Origin of the sequence: Phytohabitans maris (assembly GCF_031085175.1) — a bacterium.
GTDB lineage: Bacteria > Actinomycetota > Actinomycetes > Mycobacteriales > Micromonosporaceae > Phytohabitans > Phytohabitans maris.
Genome location: NZ_JAVHUY010000031.1, coordinates 81,533 through 102,362 on the forward strand (window position 1 = coordinate 81,533; position 20,830 = coordinate 102,362).

At 73.7% G+C, this 20,830-nt stretch carries 21 protein-coding genes; 9 read left to right on the plus strand and 12 right to left on the minus strand.

Annotated elements, in window-relative coordinates:
* Nucleotides 1-3 precede the first annotated feature (3 nt).
* Genes RB614_RS28800 through RB614_RS28815 form a run of 4 tightly spaced genes read right to left on the minus strand, consistent with a single transcriptional unit; the run spans nucleotide 4 to nucleotide 4,325 of the window.
* Nucleotides 4-528, minus strand: a complete 525-nt coding sequence (locus tag RB614_RS28800; protein ID WP_308715807.1) for a hypothetical protein — start codon at nucleotides 526-528, stop codon at nucleotides 4-6.
* Nucleotides 529-583: 55 nt separating this feature from the next.
* Complete coding sequence (locus RB614_RS28805; RefSeq protein ID WP_308715808.1) at nucleotides 584-2,116, minus strand: hypothetical protein; 1,533 nt, start codon at nucleotides 2,114-2,116, stop codon at nucleotides 584-586.
* 44 nt (nucleotides 2,117-2,160) lie between these two features.
* Nucleotides 2,161-3,204 carry a Gfo/Idh/MocA family protein gene (locus RB614_RS28810; protein ID WP_308715809.1) on the minus strand — a complete coding sequence of 348 codons (1,044 nt, stop codon included), beginning with the start codon at nucleotides 3,202-3,204 and terminating at the stop codon, nucleotides 2,161-2,163.
* Nucleotides 3,201-4,325, minus strand: coding sequence for a glycosyltransferase family 4 protein (locus RB614_RS28815; protein WP_308715810.1), 1,125 nt, complete (start codon nucleotides 4,323-4,325; stop codon nucleotides 3,201-3,203). The genes RB614_RS28810 and RB614_RS28815 overlap by 4 nt, the downstream gene beginning before the upstream one ends.
* A 119-nt stretch (nucleotides 4,326-4,444) precedes the next feature.
* Between RB614_RS28815 and RB614_RS28820 the strand changes: the two genes are divergently transcribed.
* Nucleotides 4,445-5,248 (plus strand): class I SAM-dependent methyltransferase, encoded by an 804-nt coding sequence (locus tag RB614_RS28820; RefSeq protein ID WP_308715811.1) that lies wholly within the window; start codon nucleotides 4,445-4,447, stop codon nucleotides 5,246-5,248.
* Here the strand turns inward: RB614_RS28820 and RB614_RS28825 are convergent.
* Together RB614_RS28825 and RB614_RS28830 are read right to left on the minus strand one after the other, a co-directional pair.
* Nucleotides 5,229-5,711 (minus strand): GtrA family protein, encoded by a 483-nt coding sequence (locus RB614_RS28825; RefSeq protein ID WP_308715812.1) that lies wholly within the window; start codon nucleotides 5,709-5,711, stop codon nucleotides 5,229-5,231. The genes RB614_RS28820 and RB614_RS28825 overlap by 20 nt on opposite strands.
* Nucleotides 5,712-6,053: 342 nt before the next feature.
* Nucleotides 6,054-6,317 (minus strand): hypothetical protein, encoded by a 264-nt coding sequence (locus RB614_RS28830; RefSeq protein ID WP_308715813.1) that lies wholly within the window; start codon nucleotides 6,315-6,317, stop codon nucleotides 6,054-6,056.
* A gap of 55 nt (nucleotides 6,318-6,372) precedes the next feature.
* On the opposite strand from RB614_RS28830, the gene RB614_RS28835 reads away from it, so the two are divergent.
* On the plus strand, nucleotides 6,373-6,891 hold the full coding sequence (locus tag RB614_RS28835; RefSeq protein WP_308715814.1) for a DUF6461 domain-containing protein: 519 nt from the start codon (nucleotides 6,373-6,375) through the stop codon (nucleotides 6,889-6,891).
* A gap of 70 nt (nucleotides 6,892-6,961) precedes the next feature.
* Here the strand turns inward: RB614_RS28835 and RB614_RS28840 are convergent, their stop codons facing one another.
* Complete coding sequence (locus RB614_RS28840; RefSeq protein WP_308715815.1) at nucleotides 6,962-8,968, minus strand: NACHT domain-containing protein; 2,007 nt, start codon at nucleotides 8,966-8,968, stop codon at nucleotides 6,962-6,964.
* Between the two features lie 318 nt (nucleotides 8,969-9,286).
* On the minus strand, nucleotides 9,287-10,717 hold the full coding sequence (locus tag RB614_RS28845) for an MFS transporter (RefSeq protein ID WP_308715816.1): 1,431 nt from the start codon (nucleotides 10,715-10,717) through the stop codon (nucleotides 9,287-9,289).
* 84 nt (nucleotides 10,718-10,801) lie between these two features.
* On the opposite strand from RB614_RS28845, the gene RB614_RS28850 reads away from it, so the two are divergent.
* From RB614_RS28850 to RB614_RS28870, 5 genes are all read left to right on the plus strand, one after another.
* Entirely contained in the window at nucleotides 10,802-11,389 is a 588-nt protein-coding gene (locus RB614_RS28850) for a TetR/AcrR family transcriptional regulator (protein ID WP_308715817.1), read from the plus strand.
* Nucleotides 11,390-11,486: 97 nt separating this feature from the next.
* Nucleotides 11,487-12,011: a hypothetical protein gene (locus RB614_RS28855; RefSeq protein ID WP_308715818.1), complete on the plus strand. Its 525-nt coding sequence runs from the start codon at nucleotides 11,487-11,489 to the stop codon at nucleotides 12,009-12,011.
* A gap of 75 nt (nucleotides 12,012-12,086) precedes the next feature.
* Nucleotides 12,087-12,932 carry a DUF4097 family beta strand repeat-containing protein gene (locus RB614_RS28860; protein WP_308715819.1) on the plus strand — a complete coding sequence of 282 codons (846 nt, stop codon included), beginning with the start codon at nucleotides 12,087-12,089 and terminating at the stop codon, nucleotides 12,930-12,932.
* Between the two features lie 32 nt (nucleotides 12,933-12,964).
* Complete coding sequence (locus RB614_RS28865) at nucleotides 12,965-13,921, plus strand: ATP-binding cassette domain-containing protein (protein ID WP_308715820.1); 957 nt, start codon at nucleotides 12,965-12,967, stop codon at nucleotides 13,919-13,921.
* Entirely contained in the window at nucleotides 13,918-14,709 is a 792-nt protein-coding gene (locus RB614_RS28870) for an ABC transporter permease (protein ID WP_308715821.1), read from the plus strand. Before RB614_RS28865 ends, RB614_RS28870 begins: the two co-directional genes overlap by 4 nt.
* Before the next feature lie 217 nt (nucleotides 14,710-14,926).
* On the opposite strand, the gene RB614_RS28875 is transcribed toward RB614_RS28870, so the two are convergent.
* On the minus strand, nucleotides 14,927-16,981 hold the full coding sequence (locus RB614_RS28875) for an acetate--CoA ligase family protein (RefSeq protein ID WP_308715822.1): 2,055 nt from the start codon (nucleotides 16,979-16,981) through the stop codon (nucleotides 14,927-14,929).
* A gap of 4 nt (nucleotides 16,982-16,985) precedes the next feature.
* Nucleotides 16,986-17,924, minus strand: a complete 939-nt coding sequence (locus RB614_RS28880; protein ID WP_308715823.1) for a VOC family protein — start codon at nucleotides 17,922-17,924, stop codon at nucleotides 16,986-16,988.
* 181 nt (nucleotides 17,925-18,105) lie between these two features.
* Here RB614_RS28880 and RB614_RS28885 point away from each other — a divergent pair, with 181 nt between their 5' ends.
* Both RB614_RS28885 and RB614_RS28890 read left to right on the plus strand, forming a co-directional pair.
* The gene (locus tag RB614_RS28885; protein ID WP_308715824.1) at nucleotides 18,106-18,624 is read left to right on the plus strand and encodes an FAS1-like dehydratase domain-containing protein; all 519 of its coding nucleotides are present in this window, start codon (nucleotides 18,106-18,108) and stop codon (nucleotides 18,622-18,624) included.
* A gap of 12 nt (nucleotides 18,625-18,636) precedes the next feature.
* Nucleotides 18,637-19,038 (plus strand): hotdog family protein, encoded by a 402-nt coding sequence (locus tag RB614_RS28890; RefSeq protein WP_308715825.1) that lies wholly within the window; start codon nucleotides 18,637-18,639, stop codon nucleotides 19,036-19,038.
* Nucleotides 19,039-19,079: 41 nt separating this feature from the next.
* On the opposite strand, the gene RB614_RS28895 is transcribed toward RB614_RS28890, so the two are convergent.
* Both RB614_RS28895 and RB614_RS28900 read right to left on the minus strand, forming a co-directional pair.
* Entirely contained in the window at nucleotides 19,080-19,409 is a 330-nt protein-coding gene (locus RB614_RS28895; protein ID WP_308715826.1) for a DUF4286 family protein, read from the minus strand.
* 14 nt (nucleotides 19,410-19,423) lie between these two features.
* A complete protein-coding gene (locus tag RB614_RS28900) occupies nucleotides 19,424-20,824 on the minus strand; it encodes a carboxyl transferase domain-containing protein (RefSeq protein WP_308715827.1) in 1,401 nt (466 codons plus the stop codon).
* Nucleotides 20,825-20,830 lie beyond the last annotated feature (6 nt).

A 20,830-nucleotide genomic window follows, 5' to 3' on the forward strand; every position in this document is an offset into this window, starting at 1 on the left:
ACGTCAGCCGGCGCGGCGACGGGCCCGCGTCGCGGCGAGGGCCGCCCCGACCACGAGGAGCGCGGCCGCGGTCAGCAGGATCCCGACCGTACCGCCGCCGGCCCCTCCCCCGTCGCCGGCCTGGTCCGGTGCCGCGGCCGCGGCGGGCTTGCCGGCGTTGCCGTCGAGCACGGTCAGCGGCGCGGTCAGCACGCGCGTGGCCCGGTCGGGGTCGAGCCCCAGCGCGCGCACCTCGACCTGGCCCCGTACGCCGTCGGGCACCGTGAACTCGGCGGCGACCAGGCCCTTGCCGTCACCGCGGACGGTCGCCGCGGTCGCGTCGCCGACCAGGATCCGCACCTCGCCGCCGGCGGCGTAGCCGCCCGCGTTCGCGGTGACCCGCCCGCCCGGGCCGACCGTGGAGGTGGAGAGGGTGAGCGTCCCCCGGCCGGCCGTGTACGGCGCGGCGGCCGCCGGAGTACCGGCGAACGCGATCGCCGCGAGCAGCGTCACCGCGAGCGCGGCGAGGCGGAAGCCAGGGCCTGTCATGGCAGCCGACCATAGGGGTTCCAGATGATCTTCGGTTGAACCGCGCGTGACGCCGTCACGTCCCGCAGCCAGCGCCGGAGCCGCCGCCCTCGGCCGGCGGCCCGGCCGCGGCGCGGACGTCGACGACGACCGCCGCGCGGTTGCGGAACACCACCGCGCACGGATGCCCCTCGACGAACGCCGCCATCGCCGCCGGCTCGTACCGGTTGCTGTCCGTGGAGACGAGCAGCAGGTCGAGCCCGGCCGCCTCGGCGGCGGCCACGCTCTGGTCTTGCGGGAACGGCGGCGCGAACACCTCGTTGGCGACGCGGGCGCGCTCCAGCTCGTCTCCGTAGCTGAGCCAGCGCAGCGGGGAGGCGTACCAGGTGGGCCGCCGGACGTAGCCCTCCACCCACCAGCCCAGCGGCGCGTCGTCCACTGTGGACACGCCGAGGCGGGTGCCGGGTGGGGTGTCGCGCAGCCAGGTGAGGGCGGCGTACAGGTCCGGCGAGACGATGCCGTAGTAGTCCCGCTGCGCCGGAAACAGGCGCAGCCCGCTCCACGCCTGCAGGGCGACCGCGGCGGCGAGCAGCCCCGCCACGGCCACCCGCGCCGGCCGCCCGGGGCTGAGCTGGTGGCGCTCGCCGGTGGACCACAGCCCGAGCGCGAGCACGGTGGCGAACGGCAGGAAGTACAGGCCGCGCGCCTCCCTGGTGAGCGCGGTGGCCACCGCGACCGACCCGAGCGCGGCGACCGCGAGCCGCCAGGCCGGCTCCCGCCAGCGGGCGCGCAGCAGGAACGGGGTGGCCAGGCCCGCGACGATCGCGGTACGCCAGACGACCGGCTGGTCCCGGTAGGTGAACTCGAGCGACGCGAAGAGGTTGGCCCAGGTGACGGCCGCGGCGTCCGTGCCGCTCGGGCGGTTGCCGCCGACCGCGTCCAGCAGCGGCAGGTAGAGCGGCACCGCGAGCGCGGCGGGGGCGGCGACCGCCAGCAGGTACCGCAGCCGGCTGCGCGACCAGCGCAGGCGCTCGCCCCGCGGCACGCCGGCCAGGTGCAGCCCGGCGACGGCGGCGGCCGCGAAGGCGGCGTACCCGACCACGAAGTGACTGGTGGCGAGCAGGCCGGCGGTGGCCGCGGCCGCGCCGAGCGCCGGTGCCCAGCGGCCGGTACGCAGCGCGGCGTCGAGGAGGACGAGCAGGACCGGCACCAGCCCGGCGGCGAGGAGCTGGGGGAAGCCACCCCAGGCGGCCGCCTCGCCGGTCGCGGCGGAGACGGAGAGCAGCGCGGCCAGCCCGGCGGCGGCCCAGCGCAGGCCGAAGCCGCGCAGGGCGGCGTACGTGCCGGCGGCGAGCGCGAGCGAACTGAGCGCGCCGAGCACGCCGACCGCGACGACCGGGCCGGCCGCGCGGGTGAGCAGCGCCATGGCGAGCGGGGTGACCGGCGGGTACGCCAGTCCGGAGTCGCGGGTCGTGCGGTCGCCGAGGAGCGCGTTGCCGAACGCCAGCCAGTTGCCGGAGTCGACGGTCGCCGGGGCCGCGCGGTCGGTGAGCACGGCGTACCGCAGGACGGCGACGGCCAGCAGAAACCCGGCGAACGCCAGGTCCACGGCCGCGGGCCGGTACCGCCGCGCCCGCCGGTGCCGGCCCGGCACTACCCGTGCGACCCGGCGGCGGCGTGCGCGGCCGACAGCACCGTCACCACGTCGCGCCCGCGCTCGGCGGCGATCCCCGCCAGGTCCTGGCCCGGGTCGCGGACGGCGGCGACGAACCGGCGGACCACCTCGTCGTTGCCGTAGTCCAGCCGCCCGCGCACCCGCAGCGACCCGGCGGCGACGGTGCCGGCCGCGTGCCCGGCCGCCGCGGCGACCTGGGTGCGCAGCACGTCGAGGGTGCGGTGGCCGCCGTCGTCGGGCACCACCACGCAGACGTCCCGGAAGAAGTCGACCACCGCGGTGGCGCGGCTGCCGGCGAGTACCAGCAGCCACTCGGAGATCGCGCCGACGAACGTCATCTGCAGCGACCCGAACGCCGCGCCGCCGCCGCGCAGCACCAGTGACACGAGGTCCGGCGTGTTGTCGCCGGGCGCGAACGCCGGCCCGACGTGCAGGCCGCGCACCTCGGCACCGGGCACGAACGACTGGAGCAGATAGATGAGGTGCGGCGCCTCGTCGGTGAACAGGCCGAGCGGCAGCGTCGGGTACCAGGACGGGAGCCGCCGGCGGTGGTTGCTCGACTGGACCCCGAACGCGGCCCGCAGGTCGCCCAGCCGGCCGGCGGCGAGCAGCGTCCGGGCGCGGGTGGCGGCCCGGCCGTACTGAAGATTGTGGATCACGGCGAGCCGGCGGCCGGCGGCCCCGGCGGCGGCGATCATCCGGTCGGCGTCCCCGGTGGTGAGCGCGAACGGCTTCTCCACCAGCACGTGCAGCCCGCGTTCGAGCGCCGCGCCGGCGAGGTCGGCGTGCGTGTCCGGCGGCGTGCCGATGACGACGGCGTCGACCTCCTCGCGCAGCCACGGTTCGTCCAATGTGGAGCCGAACCGGGTCAGCCCGTGCCGGCGTACCAGCTCCGCCCGGGACACCCGCGGCGGCTCCGCGGTGACCATGCCGACCACCCGCACGCCGGGGTGGCGGGACAGCGACGGCAGGTGCCGGTTGACGGTCACCCAGCCCGCGCCGACCACGGCGACCCGGGTCACGACAGCACCTCCGCGGGCTTCGGGTCCAGCAGCTCCAGGTAGCGGTCGACCGCGACGGACCAGTCGTAGTGGGTCACCGCGACCGCCCGCGCCGCGGCGCCGAGCCGCTCCCGCCCGGCGTCGCCCTCGTCGAGCACGGCGTGTACGGCCGCCGCCAGCGCGTCCGGGTCACGGCCGGCGAGCCGTACCACCGCGGCGTGCGGACCACCCTCGGGTACCGCGCCGGCGCAGGCCACCACCGGCAGCCCGCTGGCCATCGCCTCCTGGACGACGAGCGGGAAGCCCTCCCCGTACGACGGCATCACCAGCAGGTCGGCGGCGCGGTAGACGCCGGCGAGCGCGGCCTGGTCGAGCTTGCCGAGCACCCGCACGGTGGGCGGCAGGTCGCGCAGCCGCTCGGTGTCCTTGCCGCACACGACGACGTCGAACCGGCCCGACCGGGACACGGCGGCGAGCAGGAGGTCCAGCCCTTTCTTGCGGGCGAGCCGGCCGACGAAGAGCGCGGTCGGCCGGGTGAACCCGTGGCGGGCCCGGGCGGCGGCGCGGTCGCCCGGACGGAAGCGCGCGGTGTCCACACCGTTGTCGATCCGCACGACCGGCCGGGCGCCTCCGATCACCGCGCCGACCTCGCCCGCGACCCGCTCGTTGAGGACCGCGAACGCCGTGGCCCGGCGACCGGCCCGCCGGGCGGCCCACCGGAAGGCGGCGGCCTGCGCGGCGTCCAGCACCCGGCCGCCGGTGCCGACGAGCCCCACGTGCTCGGTCACCACCACGGGTACGCCGGCGCGGGCGGCCAGCGACACGGCCAGCGCGGTGTTCGGGTAGAGCAGGCCGTGCACGTGTACCGCGTCCGCCCACCGGACGAGCTCGCCGGTGATCCGGTGCAGCGCTCGCGGGGCGAACAGCGGGATCGGGATGCTGAGCCGCTCCAGCGGGTTGGCCGCCGGCACCGGTACGGCGCGGTAGGGCACGCCGGAACGCTCGGGGTGCCGGGCCGCGTCGTGTCCGGTCACCGCGACCTGGTGGCCGCGGGCCGTGTAACCGCGCGCCAGGCGGTCCACCACGAACTGGATCCCGCCCTCGTACGGCGGCAGGTAGTTGGCGACAAGCAGCAGATTCATCGGGATTCGAAGGGACGGTAGCGCGCTTATCCCGCTTCGGCGCCCGCCGTTGATCAACTTTCGTGCGTTGTTCGCGCGCTCGGCACGCGACGTTCAGCGGCGACCGTGAACGTCCCCTCGTGACTTCGCAGGTGGACGAGACCGTAGGAAAATCGCAGGTCAAGCAGGCCGAGTGGCTGTATCAATGGGAGCGGTTCCGGGACACGGACGAGTTCCTGTTCTGGGACTGGGTGCAACCGCGCACGCTGGCCGACTTCGAGGGCAAGCGGGTGCTCGACGCCGGCTGCGGCCCCGGCCACCACGTGCGGATCGTCGCCCCGGTCGCGGCCGAGGTCGTCGGCCTCGACCTCAACGCCCACAAGCTCGCCCGTACCAACCTCACCCACCTGCCGAACGTCAGCGTCCACGAGGGCGACCTGGCCCGCTGGACACCGGACGAGCCCTTCGACGTGGTGTACAGCATCGGCACCATCGACCACACCGACGACCCGGACGCCAGCATGGCCCACCTCGCCACGCTGCTGCGCCCCGGCGGGCTGCTGATCGCCTGGGTGTGGTCGCGGGAGGGCAACACGTTCATGGCGGCCGTGGTCGAGCCGCTGCGCCGCCGCCTGCTGCGGCGCCGGAGCCGGCGTACCGTCGAGCGGCTGGCCCGGCTCCTGACCGCCCTGCTCTACCCGGTGGTGCACACCGTGTACCGGCTGCCGCTGCGGTTCCTGCCGTACCACGACTACTTCGCCAACTTCCGCCGGCTCTGCTTCGACCGCAACGCGCTCAACGTCTTCGACAAGCTGAACGCCCCGTACACCGAGCTCATCACGTACGAGCGGGCGCGCGGCTGGTTTCCCGAGGCGGACTTCGAGGACGTGCGGATCGTCCCGTACAAGGGGATCAGCTGGTGCGTCAGCGGCCGGAAGCGGTAGCCGCGCCTCCCTCCCCGACCGGCTCTTCGACCGCACGGAATGCGGCGTCCATCCAGAAGAACCGGGCTACCCAGAGCAGGCCGGTCGCGGCGAGGTTCGTCAGGTTGGTCAGGGGGCGCGGCAGCGAACCCTCCGCGGCCAACCGCCAGACCGCCTCCACGGCCGCCACGCCGCCGGTGGTCGCGCCCAACCCGACCGCCACGAACAGCCAGAACGGCAGCACCTCGCGGCGCCACGAACTCCGCCCGGTGCGCCGCCAGACCCAGGCGCGGTTGGCGTAGTACGCCGGTATCGCGCACACCACGACCGAGACCGCGTTGACGACCGCGCGCCGGCCGTCCGGAAAGGGAAGCTGGAGCAGCCAGAGGACGATCTGGCCGAACACGACGTTGGCCACCGCGACGGCCAGGTAGCGCGGGCCACGCTCACGCACGGCGCCCACCACACCGTCCAGCACCCGCACAGCCGGCAGACTAACCAAACAGCGTTCGCCGATGCGCCGCGGGCGCGCCGCTGATCCTGTGGAGTCCCGGCCGCCGATGGCACCCACTAACCTCGAGCGCGGCCGCACGACGGAGCGGAGGGCGCCGTGGTCGAGGTTCCTGATGGGGTTTTGGCGGAGTTGGCCGGACCGGTCGCCGCCGCGCTGCCGGTCATCGCCGCCCGTGTTCCCGCGGGGCCGGCGGCCGAGCTCGGCCGGTTGCGGGCGGTCGCCGACGGCGACACGCTGCCGGCCCACGGACCGGCCCTCATGGCCCGGCCGGCGGCCCGGGTCCGCCCGCGTGGCCGGCCCGGCGCGGCCGACTCACCGGTGCGGGACGCGCTCGGCTCGCTGCCACCCCTGCTGACCGAACGGCTGCTCGGCGCGCTGGAGCTGACCGTCCCGGAGCTGGGCCTGGCCGGCGTGCCGGAGCTGACCGGATACCTGGACGAGCCGTTCGCCGGCCACCTCGCCGTCGCGACCGCGGGCAGGCAGAGTGAGGCCGTCACCGGCGCCGCGCTGCTCGACCAGATCCGGCCCGGCGCGGTACCACTGGTGGCGGCGCTGACCCGGCGGCTGGCCAGCCACCCGCGGGTGGCCGCCGCGCTGGCGGCCGAGCCCGCGACCGCCGACGAGCCGGGCCGTGACCGTGGTGACCGGGATGGGCGTCGCGGACGTGCTGCGCGCCTTCCGCGCCGACCCGGCCCGCCCGGAGCCGATGCGGGCCCTCGGCGAGGACCTGATGCGGCGGCGGTCCATCGACCCGTGGGTCGCCGTCCACGACGCCGGCGGCGCGGTGGTCGCGGTCGAGTACAACGGCTGGCAAGGCTCGACCCACCCCGTGCTGACCCGCGCCTCCGCCGGCGGGCGGGCCGCCAGCATGTTCTGGAACGTCAACGCGTTGACCCGCCTTTCGTTCGCCGAGCGCGGCCAGATCCTGCTGTCGGTGGAGCCGTTCGGCGACGTCGACGCGCCACCGGCGGTCGCCGCGGCGCTCACCGGCCTCGACTTCGCCGACCTGCTGCGCAACAAGCGGCTGCTGGGTCTGGTCGCGGTGGAGCGGTTCACCGGCCGCGGCATCACCGCCGACGACCTGGCCCGTATCGAGGACGCGGACGTCGCTTTCCGGATCGTCCCGGACCCGCCACCGGTACGCCGCTAGGCGGCGCCCCCAGCCCCTCACCGTGCCCAAGCCCCGCGGCGAAGCCGGCATGCCGTTCGGCGCCCTCCGCCTACTCGATCACGCGCCGGCGCCGGCTTGGCGGTTTGCCTCCGCGCCTAGCCTGCCGCAGGTGCACCCGCACGTCGTAGCTGTAGGCGAAGTGTCGAAGGATGTCGTCGTGCCGGAACTGGTAGGAGATGCCGGCGACGCGCAGGAAGCCGAGCGAACACATCCGCTGCAGGCTGCCGGCCGGTGTCAGCGGCAGCCGGAGCCGGGACGCGACGATCATCGCGAGATAGCGCCGCCACAGAGCACACGCCACTGTCTCCCCCACGACGAGGCAGTACACGACCGCGAGGCCCGTGCCCCACCACGGCCCCCAGGTGAGGCTGAAACCCCACGCGAGCGCCGGCAACACGACGAGGGCCGACAGCCGGGACACCGTCCGCTCCCGCCGCAGCACACCAACCGGCCCGACCACCTCCGGCCGGGTGTCCGTCGCCAGGGTCTGTCCAAACCCGACAGTCAGGCCGATCGCGAGCCAGGCGGTGGCGAAGCTGATGATCCCCGCCCACGGGCCGACGACCACCCAGGCAGCGGCCCCGACGGCCAGCGCGGCGCCCATCTGGCGCAGGAAGAACCTCGGGTCGGTGAGGCGGGACCAGTCCGGTGTGGCCGCGCGGACCCACGGCTTGGTGCTGGTCCGGACGAGCAACGCCGACCAGATCATGACGCTGGCGACCAAGGCCACCCGCGCGACCCAGCCGCGGCCCCACAGGAACGAGAAGCCCCACAGGATCCCGGGTATCGACAGCAGCACGCACATGACGCAGTCGACAACCAGCGGACTCCGCGCGCCGGCCGCGGGCCAGAGCCGGTGCAGCACGATGTCCCGGGCGGACAGGAGCCGACCCGCGATCACCGTCTGCTCCGTCCGGTTCCGTTCGAGGTACCTGGCGTAGTTGGACAGCCACCAGAGCTCCACCACGTTGCGCAGGCGGCCGAACGCGCCGGCGTCGACAGCGCCGACCGACGCCACGTATTTCGCGACCAACGACGCCGGGTCAGCTGACTCGGCGACGGTGGCCAGGTCGCGGTGCTTGGCGAGCTCTGCCACGAGGCTCAGCCGCCAGGGGCTCGTGAGCAGGCTTTCTCGACCCGACGTCCGCAGCGACGCCGCGAGCTCGGCAGCCGGGCGAAACCCATCCGTTCCACCCAGCGAACGGGACAGGTACGTTTTCGCGTCCTCGTACTGAACGGGAAGAATGGAGTACGGGTCCAATGTGTGATGCTCCCGCAGCTCCTGTCTGATCGCGTCCCAACTGGACCGGCGGCAGGTGAGCAGGAACGGCGCCCGATCACCCTGCAGCCGCCACTCGACGAGCCGCTCGAGAAACCGCTCCGCCGGCTCGACGTCGCTCTCCTGCGCGCACAGCTCGTCCATGCCGTCGAACAACGCCAGGACCTTGCCCGACGCGATCAGCTCCCGAGCCGAACCCGGCGACACGTTGAACTCGGCCGCGATGAACCGCGACAGCCAGATCACGACATCCTGGTCACCGGTCCACCGGCTGAGCGGAACCACCAACGGGACGAGCGTCGGCTCCCTCCTGATCACTTCCAGCGCGATCTGCAGCGCGCTGTAGGACTTGCCCCGTCCGGCGCGGCCCACCACGACCACCCGTGCACGGTCACGCAAGAGCGAGTCCGCCAGTGCCGCCACCGCCACCTCGGCTCGACGCGCGGCCGACCAGTACAGCAGCACGATGTCTTCCGACGTACGCCGCATGTGGCCGAGGCGGCGGACGAGATCCTCCCGGATCTCCGACTGCAGCCGCGTCGCCAGATCCTGTGGACGCTCCCAACGCCCTAGCCCGCGCAGGAACTGGATCAGCACGACAAGCAGGCTGACCGAACCCATGATGACGCCGAGGTAGTCGGCCTTGCCGCCCAACGACGGATCATCGACGTACGCAGGCACGAAGCCAGCGGTCGCCACCACGATGACGACCCCGGCCAGGACGGCGGTCACGCCACCCGCCCACCGCGCGATCCGGTAACGGCTGCCAGGCCTCATCGTCGTAAACCCGCTCCCGCCTGATCCGTCCGGCAGATCCGGCCGCCGCATCAGCCTCTCGGACGCTCCGGAAGAACACGAGCAGGAACCCGACAGAGAAATGGTGACAAGCGTGGCCAGCACCCGACACGGCTCTACGCGAACCCGACTCCGGCCCGGTGATCGTGGTGTTCCAGTGCCCCTCCGGGGGCACCTCGATACCACGATCTGATTTCCACGGACCGGGGCGGGAGTGCCAACCGCGGAGGGCCGCGGGAGCGACGGTCCGGACCACCGCGGACATCGCGGTAGCCCAAATCTTGGAACAGATCCGCTAGCTCAGTCGGCGGCGTGTACCGGAGCCTCCTGCGCCACGGGCGACGGGCGGGACCGCCGGGGGAACGCCGGCGTGAGGAGCACGAGCAGCAGGAGCACGGCGCCGAAGCCCGCCCCGGCGACCATCGCCGTCTCCAGGGCGGACCCGGCCCCGGCGTCGGCCCGGCCCGCGTACACGGTGGTGAGGGTGGCGACACCGACCGCACCGCCGAGCTGCTGGAGCGACTGGAACAGGCCGGCGGCGGCGCCGGAGTCCTCGGGACCGGCGTCGGCCATGACGCGGGCGCTCGCGGGCGTGAAGTAGAGCGCCGGGGCGAAGCCGATGACGAAGCAGGGCAGCAGGACGCCGAGCCACAGGGGCGCGCCGGCGGCGAGTACCGCGAACGCCAGCGCGCCGGCGACGCCGACCAGGACGCCGAGGGCGACGGTGCCCTGCTCGCCGATCCGCTCGATCAGCGCGGGCACCACCTTGGCGCCGATGATCACCGAGACGCCCCACGGCAGGTAGACGAGGCCGGTCTCCAGTGCGTCGTAGCCGCGCACGTCCTGCAGGTAGAGCACCGAGAAGGTGAAGAACCCGATCATCATCGCGGGCAGCAGGAGCATCCCGGCGTACGGGATCGCGCCCTTGCTTCCGCGTAGCAGCCGGAGCTGGACGACCGGGTGGGCCGAGCGCGACTCGACGGCCGGGATGGCGAGCAGCGCGATGACCGCGACGGCGAGCGCGACCAGCACCTGCGGGTCGCCCCAGGACGACTGGGCGGCGCGGCTGAGGCCGTAGACGAGGGCGACCATCGCGAGCGCCGACGTCACCGCGCCGGGGATGTCCAGCGTGCCGCGGCTGCGGCCGGACTCGCGCACGAAGGCGAGGGTCGCCACGACGACCAGCGCGCCGATGGGGACGTTGACGAGCATCACCCAGCGCCAGCCGAGGGTGACGGTGAGGACGCCGCCGGCGATGAGGCCGATCGAGCTGCCCGCACTGGAGGCGATGATGAACCACGCCATCGCCCGGAGCCGCTCGCGCCCCTGTTCGGTGTTGGCGACCAGCAGCACCATGACGGCCGGCCCGGCCAGCGCGGCACCGACGCCCTGCACGGCCCGGGCCCCGATCAGCAGCTCCCCCGTCGGCGCGACGCCGCCCACGGCCGAGGCGACCACGAAGACCGCGACGCCGGTCAGCAGCACGCGGCGCGGCCCGAACAGCGTGCCGAGGCGCCCGCTCACCAGCAGCAGGCCGGCGAAGGAGAGCGCGTACGCCGAGACGACCCAGGAGAGCCCGACCGTGCCCAGGCCCAGGTCGGCCCGGATGGACGGCAGCGCCACCGTCACGATCACGCCGTCGACCATCAGCATGAGCTGGCAGGTCACGACCGCGGCGACGGCCCAGCCCGCCGTCCGTCGCCCGATCCTCGTCCCGTGCGGCTGTGCCATGTCGTCCCAACCTCGCTATCCTGAACCGGGGACTCTCCCCATATAAATGTGGGGACACTCCCCGGTTCTGTCAAGGGAGATCACGTGAGCACCGACATCAGCGCATGGGAAGACCGGCGGCCGCGGCGGGCGGACGCGCGCCGCAACTACGACGCGATCGTCCAGGCGGCCCGGCAGGCCTTCGCGCGCCACGGCGTCGGCACCTCGATCGACGACATCGCCCGCAGCGCGGGTGTCGGCAACGCCACGCTGTACCGCCACTTCCCCACGCGCGACGACCTGGTGGTCGCCGCGCTGGCCGAAAACATGGCGGCCACCCACCACCGCGGGCTCGAACTCGTCCAGGTCGATCCACCGGTCGCCGCGCTGCACGAGTGGCTGCACCTCACGGTCGAGCAGATCAGCACGTACGGCGGACTGCCCGGCAGCCTGCTCGACAGCGCCGCCCACGCGGGCTCACTGCTCGGCGCGACCTGCACGGACATGCAGCAGACCACCCAGACCCTGCTGACCAGGGCACAGCGGGCGGGACAGGTCCGCGACGACCTCACCATGGAGGAGGTCTTCGACCTCGCCGCGGGTGTCGCCTGGGTCGCCAGCCGGCAGGGCCAGCACCGCCGCGGTGCCCGGCTGCTCGACCTCGCGCTCACCGGGCTCGCCCCAGGCGCCTGACCGATACCGCCGCCACCCAGGACCACCGGCACCACCATGGCGCCACTGTGAGCCAGATTGAGTTGCCATGGCGCCATAGTGGTGCCATGATGGCGCCATGGACTTGAGGCCGTACATCGAACAGCTGCGCAACGAGTTCGCCGTGGCCGCCGAGGGCACTGACCCCGACGGTCGGGCGGTGGCCGAGCGGCTCGTCACGCAGCTGGAGGCGGCGACCCGGCTGACGTTGCTCGACGCCCTGTCCGACGCGGCCGACGAGATCACCCGCGAGCTCGCCCCCGGCTCGGTCGACCTACGGCTGCGCGGGCGCGAGCCGTCCTTCGTGGTGACGCTCCCGGGCCCACCGGCCGACGAGGCCGAGCGGCCCTCCGTTCCGGCCGCGCCACCGGCGCCGGTGGCCGCTCCGGACGGTGAAGAGGGTGGCACGTCGCGGATCAACCTGCGGCTGCCCGACCACCTCAAGGCCAGCATCGAGCAGGCCGCCGGCGAGGCCGGACTGTCGGTCAACGCCTGGCTCGTCCGCGCCGCCGCCGCCGCGGTCGAGGCCGGCGCTCCCCGGCGCCAGCCGACGCCGCGGGCCGAGCCAAGATCCGGCCAGCACTTCACCGGCTGGGCCCGCTGACCCGCCTAGCCACAGCCGCACCGCACCCCCTCTGACCAGCGACGACATCCACCGGGCACATTTCGGGAGACCACCATGCCTGTTTTCGAAACCCCAGAGCCGATCACCGTCCAGATCGACCTGCCGCTCGGCGACGCGTGGATCGCCGCCACCGACCGGACCGACACCGTGGTACAGGTCCGTCCCCGCGACGCGTCGAGCAAGGCCGACGTCGGCGCCGCGGAGCAGACCACCGTCGAGTACTCGGCCGGTCAGCTGACCGTCCGGGCACCGAAGTCCTGGCGCCGGTTCGCCCCGGTCAACAGCCCGTCGGTCGACGTACTGATCGAGTTGCCCACCGGGTCGCACGTGCGGGCGGAGGCGTCGTGGGCGGCGTTCCGCAGCGAAGGGCGGCTAGGCGAGTGCCGGTTCAAGACCGGGGGCCCGGCGATCCGGCTCGACCAGACGGGGCCGCTGGAGGTCGAGTGCAACCACGGCGAGGTGGTGGTGGAGCGGGTCAGCGGCGCGGCCCGGGTCACGGCCTCGTCCGGCAACGTCCGCCTCGGCGAGGTCGACGGCGCCGTCGAGGTCAAGAACTCCTCCGGCAGCTGCTGGATCGGCCAGAGCGCCGGGGACGTGCGGGCCACGACCGCACACGGCGAGATCGCGGTCGACCGGGCGCTGGCCTCGGTCACCGCGCGCAGCACCAACGGCAGCGTCCGCGTCGGCGAGGTCGTGCGCGGATCGGTCGACGTACAGACGTCGCACGGCGGTGTCGAGATCGGTGTCCGGCGCGGCACGGCGGCGTGGCTGGAGCTCAGCTCCCGCAGGGGCCGCGTGCACAACGCGCTGGAGGCGGCCGAGGGGCCGGCCGAAGGCGACGACACCGTCGAGGTACGGGCCAGCTCGAACTGGGGCGACATCCTGGTCCGCCGCGCCTGACCGCGACGACGAAACCACGAGACGAGGAACCCATGACCAGTCCATCCCGAGCCGCGATCCACGTCAGCGGCCTGCGTAAGTCCTACGGCGACAAGGTGGTCCTCGACGGCATCGACCTGGGGATCGCCGAAGGCGCGATCTTCGCGCTGCTCGGCCCGAACGGCGCGGGCAAGACCACGACGGTACAGATCCTGTCGACCCTGGTCGACGCCGACGGCGGCGAGGCCCGCGTCCTCGGCCACGACGTGGCCAGGGAACCGGACGCGGTGCGCGAGCTGATCGGGGTCACCGGCCAGTTCTCCGCCGTCGACAACCTGCTCACCGGCCAGGAAAACCTGAACCTCATGGCCGACCTGCACCACCTGGACCGGCCGGCCCGGCGCCGGCGCACCGCCGAGCTGCTCCAGCGGTTCGACCTCACGCGGGAGGCGGGCAAGCCGGCGTCGATGTACTCCGGCGGCATGCGCCGGCGGCTCGACCTCGCCATGACCCTGGTCGGAAACCCGCGCGTCATCTTCCTGGACGAGCCGACCACCGGCCTCGACCCGCGCAGCCGCCGCGCCATGTGGGACGTGATCCGCGATCTCGCCGCCGACGGCGTCACCATCCTCCTCACCACGCAGTACCTGGAAGAGGCCGACCAGCTCGCCGACCGGATCGCCGTGCTCGACCGCGGCCGCCTGGTCGCGCAGGGTACGCCCGACGAGCTCAAGCGCCTCGTGCCCGGCGGCCACGTCCAGCTGCGGTTCGCCGACGCCGACGAGTTCCGGTTCGCGTACCAGGTCCTCGGCGCGCCGGCACACGACGAGGCGTCCCTGACCATCCAGGTGCCCAACGACGGCAGCGTGCGGTCTCTGCGGGCGCTGCTCGACCAGCTCGACCACGCCTGCGTCGAGGCCGTCGACCTGTCGGTGCACCAGCCCGACCTCGACGACGTCTTCCTCGCCCTCACCGGCCAGCCCGACCGCGAAAGGAGCACAACACGATGAGCACCGTCGCCCTCGCCGTCCGCGACTCCGGCACCATGCTGCGGCGCAGCCTGCTCCGCATGCGCAGGTACCCGTCGATGACGTTCATGCTGATCGGGATGCCGGTCGTCTTCCTGCTGCTGTTCGTCTACGTCTTCGGCGGCACGCTCGGCAACGGGCTCGGCGCGGCGTCCGGCGGCCACGAGGCGTACGCCAACTACGTGGTACCCGGCATCCTGCTCATGGCGATCGCCGGCACCGCACAGGGCACGGCGATAACCGTGGCCATGGACATGACCGAAGGCATCATCGCCCGGTTCCGCACCATGGCGATCTTCCGCCCATCGGTGCTGACCGGACACGTCCTCGGCGCCGTCGTCCAGACCATGCTCGGCCTGGCGGTGGTGGTGGGCATCGCCCTGCTCGTCGGCTTCCGCCCCAACGCCAACCCGGTCGAATGGCTCGCCGCGGCCGGCGTACTCGCCATGACCGGGGTCGCGCTCACCTGGCTCTCCGTCGCCCTCGGCCTGGCCGCCGACAGCGTCGAGTCGGCCAGCAACCTGCCGATGCCGCTGGTGCTCCTGCCCTTCCTCGGCAGCGGCTTCGTCCCCACCGAGTCGATGCCCACCGCGGTGCGCTGGTTCGCCGAGTACCAGCCGTTCACGCCCATCATGGAGACCCTGCGCGGCCTGCTGCTCGGCACCGGGATCGGTGCCGACGCCGGCGCCGCGGCCGCCTGGTGCGCCGGCATCACCGTGGTCGGCTTCCTGTGGGCCAGGAGGCGCTACAACCGCAACACCGCCCGCTGAACGGCCGGAGAGGGGGGGCCCCGGCCGGGGGCGCCCCCCCCCCCCGGCCCCCCCCCCCCCCCCGCCGGGGGGGCCCGGCGGGGGGGGGGCCTCCCGGGGGCCCCGGCGGCCCACCACCCCCCCCCCCCCCCGCTCACCGCCCGGCGAGGGCGCCCCCGGTCCGGGGCCGCCCTCTCTCGCGAACCGACGCGCACGCAGCGGCGGCGCGACGATCGGTTCAGGAGACCAGGCAGAGGGCATCGACGGCGACGAAGCCGTCCGCACTCCAGATGAGCGGGTTGATGTCGAGCGAGGCGAGCCAGCCCGCCCCGCCGGCCGCCAGCCGTCCCGCGGCGACCAGGATGCCGGCGAGGGCGTCGAGGTCCCACGGCGGCTGGCCGCGGAAGCCGTGCATCACCTTCACCGGGGCGAACTCGTCGATCAGCTCGCGGGCGTCGTCTCGGGTGAACGGCGCCATCCGGCCACCCACCCGGCCCAGCGCCTCGACCAGGACGCCGCCGAGGCCGAAGACGACCAGCGGGCCGAGCTCGCCCGCGCCCTGGATCCCGATGAACGCCTCGCCGGCGCCGGCCACCATGGGTTGCACGGCGGTGAGCGGGGAGAGCCCGTGGCCGTCGGCGATCTCGCGCAGTTCCTTGACCGCGGCGGGCAGGTCGGCGGGCTCGACGTGCAGGCGCACCGCGCCGTGCTCCGTGCGGTGCCCGACGTCGGCGAGCTTGACCACGTACGGGCCGGCGAACGGCACCTCGGCGGTCGCGGCGTCCTCGGGCACGAGGTAGTACGGCGCGACCGGGATGCCGGCGCCGCGCAGCAGCTCCATCGCGGCGGCGAACGGCAGCATCCGCCCCTCCGGCACCTCGACGAGCGGCACGCGCGGGCGGGCCACCTCGGGCACGGCGGCGGGGGCGGCCGCGGCCCGGGCGCGGTGGCGGACGAACGCCCCCATGGTCGCCAGGCCGCGCATCGAGCCGCGGATGCCGTGTCCCAGCGCGATCGCGCCGCGGTGCGCGTCGGTCCACTCGGCCGGGGTGCCGGAGCAGTTCACCAGCACGTACGGCTTGGTGTCGTCCGCCGCGGCGGCGGCGAGCACGCCGACCAGCGAACCGCCGCTGCCCGCGTCCTCGTCCGCGAGGGGGTGCACGTAGAGCACCGAGTCGACGTCGGGCGAACGCGTGTACCGGTCGACGATCTGGTCCCAGATGGCCCCGCCGAAGCCGGTGGCGTCCAGCGGGTTGGGCACGGTGACGCCGGGGATGCTCGAGCGCACCCAGTCGCCGAGGCCCTCCAGCGCCGGGATCCCCAGCCCCTCCTGGGCCGCGACGTCGTACGCGAGCGAGGCGAAGCCGCCGGTCATGCTCAGCACCGCCAGACCGTCCACGGTGGACCACCGCTCGGCCGGGATCTGGTCGAAGAACTGCAACCGGTCGACCAGCTCCTCCGGGTCGTACGCGAGGGCCACGCCGGCCTGGCGCAGCGCCACGTCGTACACCCACGCGTCGCCGGCGAGGGCGGCCGTGTGGGAGGCGGCCAGGCGCCGGGTACGGTCGCTGCGCCCGAGCTTGAGCACGACGACCGGCTTGCCGGCGGCGTGCGCGCGGCGTACCGCGGCGAAGAACTCGCGCGGCCGCCGCACCTGCTCGACGACGAGCCCGATCGCGGTCGTGTCGGGATCGTCCACGAAGTACTCGACGTAGTCGGCGAGGTCGGTGACCGCCTCGTTGCCGGCCGAGACGATGACGTTGAGCCCGAGCCCACGGTTGTCCCACGCGGCCATGGCCACGCCGCTGAGCATCGCACCGCTCTGCGAGACGACCGAGATCCCGCCGGGGCGCCGCTTGTGCCGGCTGGCGATGGTGAGGCTGATCCCGCGCCGCACGTTGACGTACCCGAGCCCGTTGGGCCCGATGACCGACATGCCGCCGCGCCGAGCGGCGGCCCGCAACCGGTCCTGCAACGCCCGCCCCTCCGGGCCGACCTCGGCGAAGCCGCCGGCGACCAGGACCAGCCCGCCGACGTCCAGGTCGGCCGCCTCCTCGGCCAGCTCGGTGGTGCGCGCCGCCGCCATACCGCTCATCACGGCGTCGACCGGCCGGCCGATGTCGCGCAGGCGGGGAACCGTCGGGTGTCCGAAGGCGGTGGCGTGCTTGGGGTGTACGAAGAAGACCTCGGCGTCACTGTCCAGTGTGGGCGCGACGAAGTCGGCGAACGGCGACGAGTCGCTGATCCCGACGAACGCGACCGACGAGGGCTTGAGTAGGCGCTCCAGGGACATCGGTTCACGCCTCGAACGGGTCGTTGGGAATGTCGTCGATGGTGAAGAAGTAGGGGGCGCCGAAGGTGTCCTCCGGGTCGGCGGCGACCACGGTCGGGCGCGGCCGGCTGGTGCGGACCTCCTTCTTGGCGAGCCAGTTCTCCACCGAGTCCAGGTCGCGCACCTTGAACGTGATCCCGTAGATCATGTTGCCCCACTTCGCCACGTGCCGGCCGAGCGGCGAGTCGCCGTCCAGCGGCTGGGCGAGCTGGAGCAGGCAGTCGCCGAGGTGGAGGATCTGGTACGAGAAGCGGCCGCCGTCGTCGATGCCCTCGTGCACCGGCACCGCCTGCATCGCGTCCACGTAGATCTTCGTGGCGGCGGTGAGGTCGCGCACGCCGAGCGTGACGTACGCCAGCCGCCTGATGGTCAGCGGGTGACCGAGCTCCCAGATCTTCACCTGGGACGACCAGGTGCCCAGCTGCCGCGGGTCGTCCGGCATGTCGACCGCGCAGAGCTCCACCATGAGACCGGCGGTGTCTCGCGGGCTCGGGTAGAAGTAGATGGTCGCCGGATCGACCTTCGCCAGCTTGCCGCCGCCCGGTGCGCCGATGTAGACACCCTGCTCGATGAGGTGGTTGCCGAGGCCGGGCAGGTCGTCCACTTTGTACCCGACCGAGTGCAGGTGCCGGCCGAACTTGGTGTAGAACTTCCCCACCGGCTTGGTCGGGTCGGCCGGCATCTTGGGTGCCATGGTCTCGATGCAGAGGTCGCTGATCTGCACCAGCCCGGCCCACCGGTCCTCCACCGGCAGGAAGTTGGGCTCGTCGACGCCCATGTAGACGAGGCCGCCGAAGACCTCCTCGTAGAAGCGGTTCAGCTCCGGCACGTCGTCGGTCATGTGCACTGAGTGGATCATCAGACCGATGCCGAAGTCACCGGTCTTGCGCACCGTCTTCTCCACCGCCGCCTCCCGGCTGCTCGCTGGCCGTCGCCGGCGGAACGACCGCCGGCGAGCTAACTCTTCGAAGTTTCACGAACTATCAACACGCTAGTCACCCCGTCACGCCGCCGTCAACAGGCTTGACTCGCCGTTCGCGATTGTTTGATAGTTTGCAAAATGACGAGCGAAGGGCTGGTACGACATGGCTGACACCAACATCTCGGCGCAGATGCGGGCGGCGGTGGGCCGGGAGATCGGGCGCCGCGTGTCCTACCCGGTCAGCGAGTCCGACATCCGCCGGTGGGCGCTCGCGGTGTACTACCCCGAGACGCCGCCCCGCCTCTACTGGGACGCCGGCTACGCGGACACCACCCGGCACGGCGGGATCGTGGCGCCCGAGGAGTTCAACCCGTTCGCCTGGCTGGCGCGCTCGGTCGAGCCGGCGCGCGGCGTCGACCCGGCGCAGAACCCGGACCACCTCGAGATGACCCTCGGCGTGCCCGGGCCGGGCCTCAAGTTTCAGCTCAACGGCGGCATGGCGGTCGAGTACGGCGTACCCATGCGCCCCGGTGACGTCATCACGGCCGTCAACCGGTTGGCGTCGTACACGGAGAAGGAGGGGCGGCTGGGGCTCATGCTCTTCACCGTCACCGAGGACACCTGGACCAACCAGCGCGGCGAGACCGTCAAGCGCAGCACGATGACCGGCATCCGGTACTAGGCAGGAGGGCACATGACGCAGACGACGACCGTCGAGGTCGGGCAGGAGATCCCGACCTTCCGGCGAACCACCGGGTTGCACAACTGGAACCGGTACGCCGCCGTGAACGACGAGTTCGTAGACATCCACATGGACGACGACGCCGGGCGGGCGGCCGGCTACCCCACCGCGTTCGGCATGGGCAACCTCCAGTGGTCGTACCTGCACGACCTGCTGCGCCAGTGGATCGGCGAGGACGGACGGATCCTGCGCCTGTCCTGCCAGTTCCGGGCGGCCAACACCAAGGGGATGACGGTCACCGCGCGGGGGCGGGTCACCGCGGTACGCGGGCGCGAGGTGGACCTCGACGTCTGGACCGAGGCGGACGACGGCGGCCCGCTGGCGCCCGGCAAGGCGACGGTGGTGCTGCCGTAGGGAGAGTCCCGGGCCGGCGCGGCGTCGCCGGCCCGGAGCCCCTACAGCGGCTCGTAGAACGCCAGGAACGGGGGCGTGCGCGTGGTGTCCATGGCGGACCCGGGCTCCAGCGCGCCCGACGCCGTCGCCGCGCCGAGCGCCCCGAGCACCTCCTCCGGCCGGGCACCCTCGATCTCGTACACCGCCGCGTACCGGTGCGGCGCCGCCTCGGGTGCCGCCTGGAAGTCCGCCGCCCGATAGCGCCGCACCGACCTCACGCCCGGCACCGCCGCCCGTACCTGCGGGATGTGCTTGTTCTCGTACCAGCTGTTGAACTCGCCGTCGTGCGCGTCGTCGAGCGGGCTGGCGAAGCCAATCATGACGATTCCCATGCTCCCTCTCCTTTCTACGGGCCCGCCAGCGCGCGGGCCGTGGCTGTGGCGGTACGCCGGTCCCGGTCACCGATCCGGGCGGTCGCGAGCGCGTCCAGCACCGCGGCGCGTACGGTCGCCACCGTGCCGGGACCGGACTCCGGTACGACGCCGTCGACGAGGCCCAAAGTGGACAGATCCGCCGCGGTGATCCGCAGGTCGGCGGCGAGCTGCCGGGCGTGCGACGAGTCGCGGTAGAGGATGGCCGAGGCCGCCTCCGGCCCGATCACCGAAAACGCGGCCCCGTCGAGCATCAGCAGGCGGTCGGCGTGCCCGAGCGCCATCGCTCCCCCGCTGCCGCCCTCGCCGACGCAGAGCGCGACCGTGGGGGTACGGCAGGCGGCCATCGCGACGAGCGTGCCGGCGATCTCCTGCGCCACGCCGTCCGACTCGGCTGTCGGGCCGGGCTCGGCGCCGGGCGTGTCGATGAGCGTGAGCACCGGGCAGCCGATGCGGTCGGCGAGGCGCACGGCGCGCTGGGCGAGGCGGTAGCCGGCCGGCCGAGGGCGGGCCGCGCCGTCACCGCCGGCGTGCCGGTCCATCGCGACCACGACCACCCGCTCGCCGCCGACCCGGGCCAGGCCGGCGCGCACGGCGGGGTCGGCGCCGTGCAGCTCCACCCAGGAGTCGCAGAGCCAGGCGGCCCACTCCACACCGGACGGTCGCGAGCGGTGCCGGGCGCGGGCCAGGATCCACCACGGCTCGGCCGGCACGTTGGACGGATCCGGGGTGACCGGCCGGCCGGGCGGGGGCAGCAGCGGCGGGGCCGGACCGCCGAGCGCCCCGCGCACCCAGGCGAACTGCTCCTCGGCGGGCACCACCGCGTCGACCAGGCCGGCCCGGTACGCGGACTCGGCGGTGTGCGAGGTCGCCGGCGGCCAGTGCCCGGTCACCTCGGCCACCACCCGCGGGCCGCCGAAGCCGACGACCGCGCCCGGCTCGGCCGCGCGCAGGTCCACAAGGGAGGCCCAGGACGCGTACACGCCGCCGGTGGTCGGTGACCGGTAGACGGCGACGGACATCAGCCCGGACGCCGCGTGGGCCCGCGCGGCCGAAGCCGTGCGGGCCATCTGCACCAGCGAGACCATGCCCTCCTGGAGCCGGGCACCGCCGCTGGCGACGAGCTCCACCACCGGCAGGCGCAGCTCGACCGCGCGGCGCAGGGCGCGCACCAGGCGCTCGCCGGCGACCGCGCCCATCGTGCCGCCCTGGTGGTCGAAGCGGCACTCGACCAGGACCGCCCGCCGGTCGCCGAACGCGGCGAGGCCGGTGCGCACCGACTCGTCCGCGGCGGCCGGCGGGCCGTACCCGGGGAACCGCAGCGGGTCGGCGGATCTGAGCTCCGCGTCCCACTCGTGGATGAGACGCGGCCCCACCGTGTG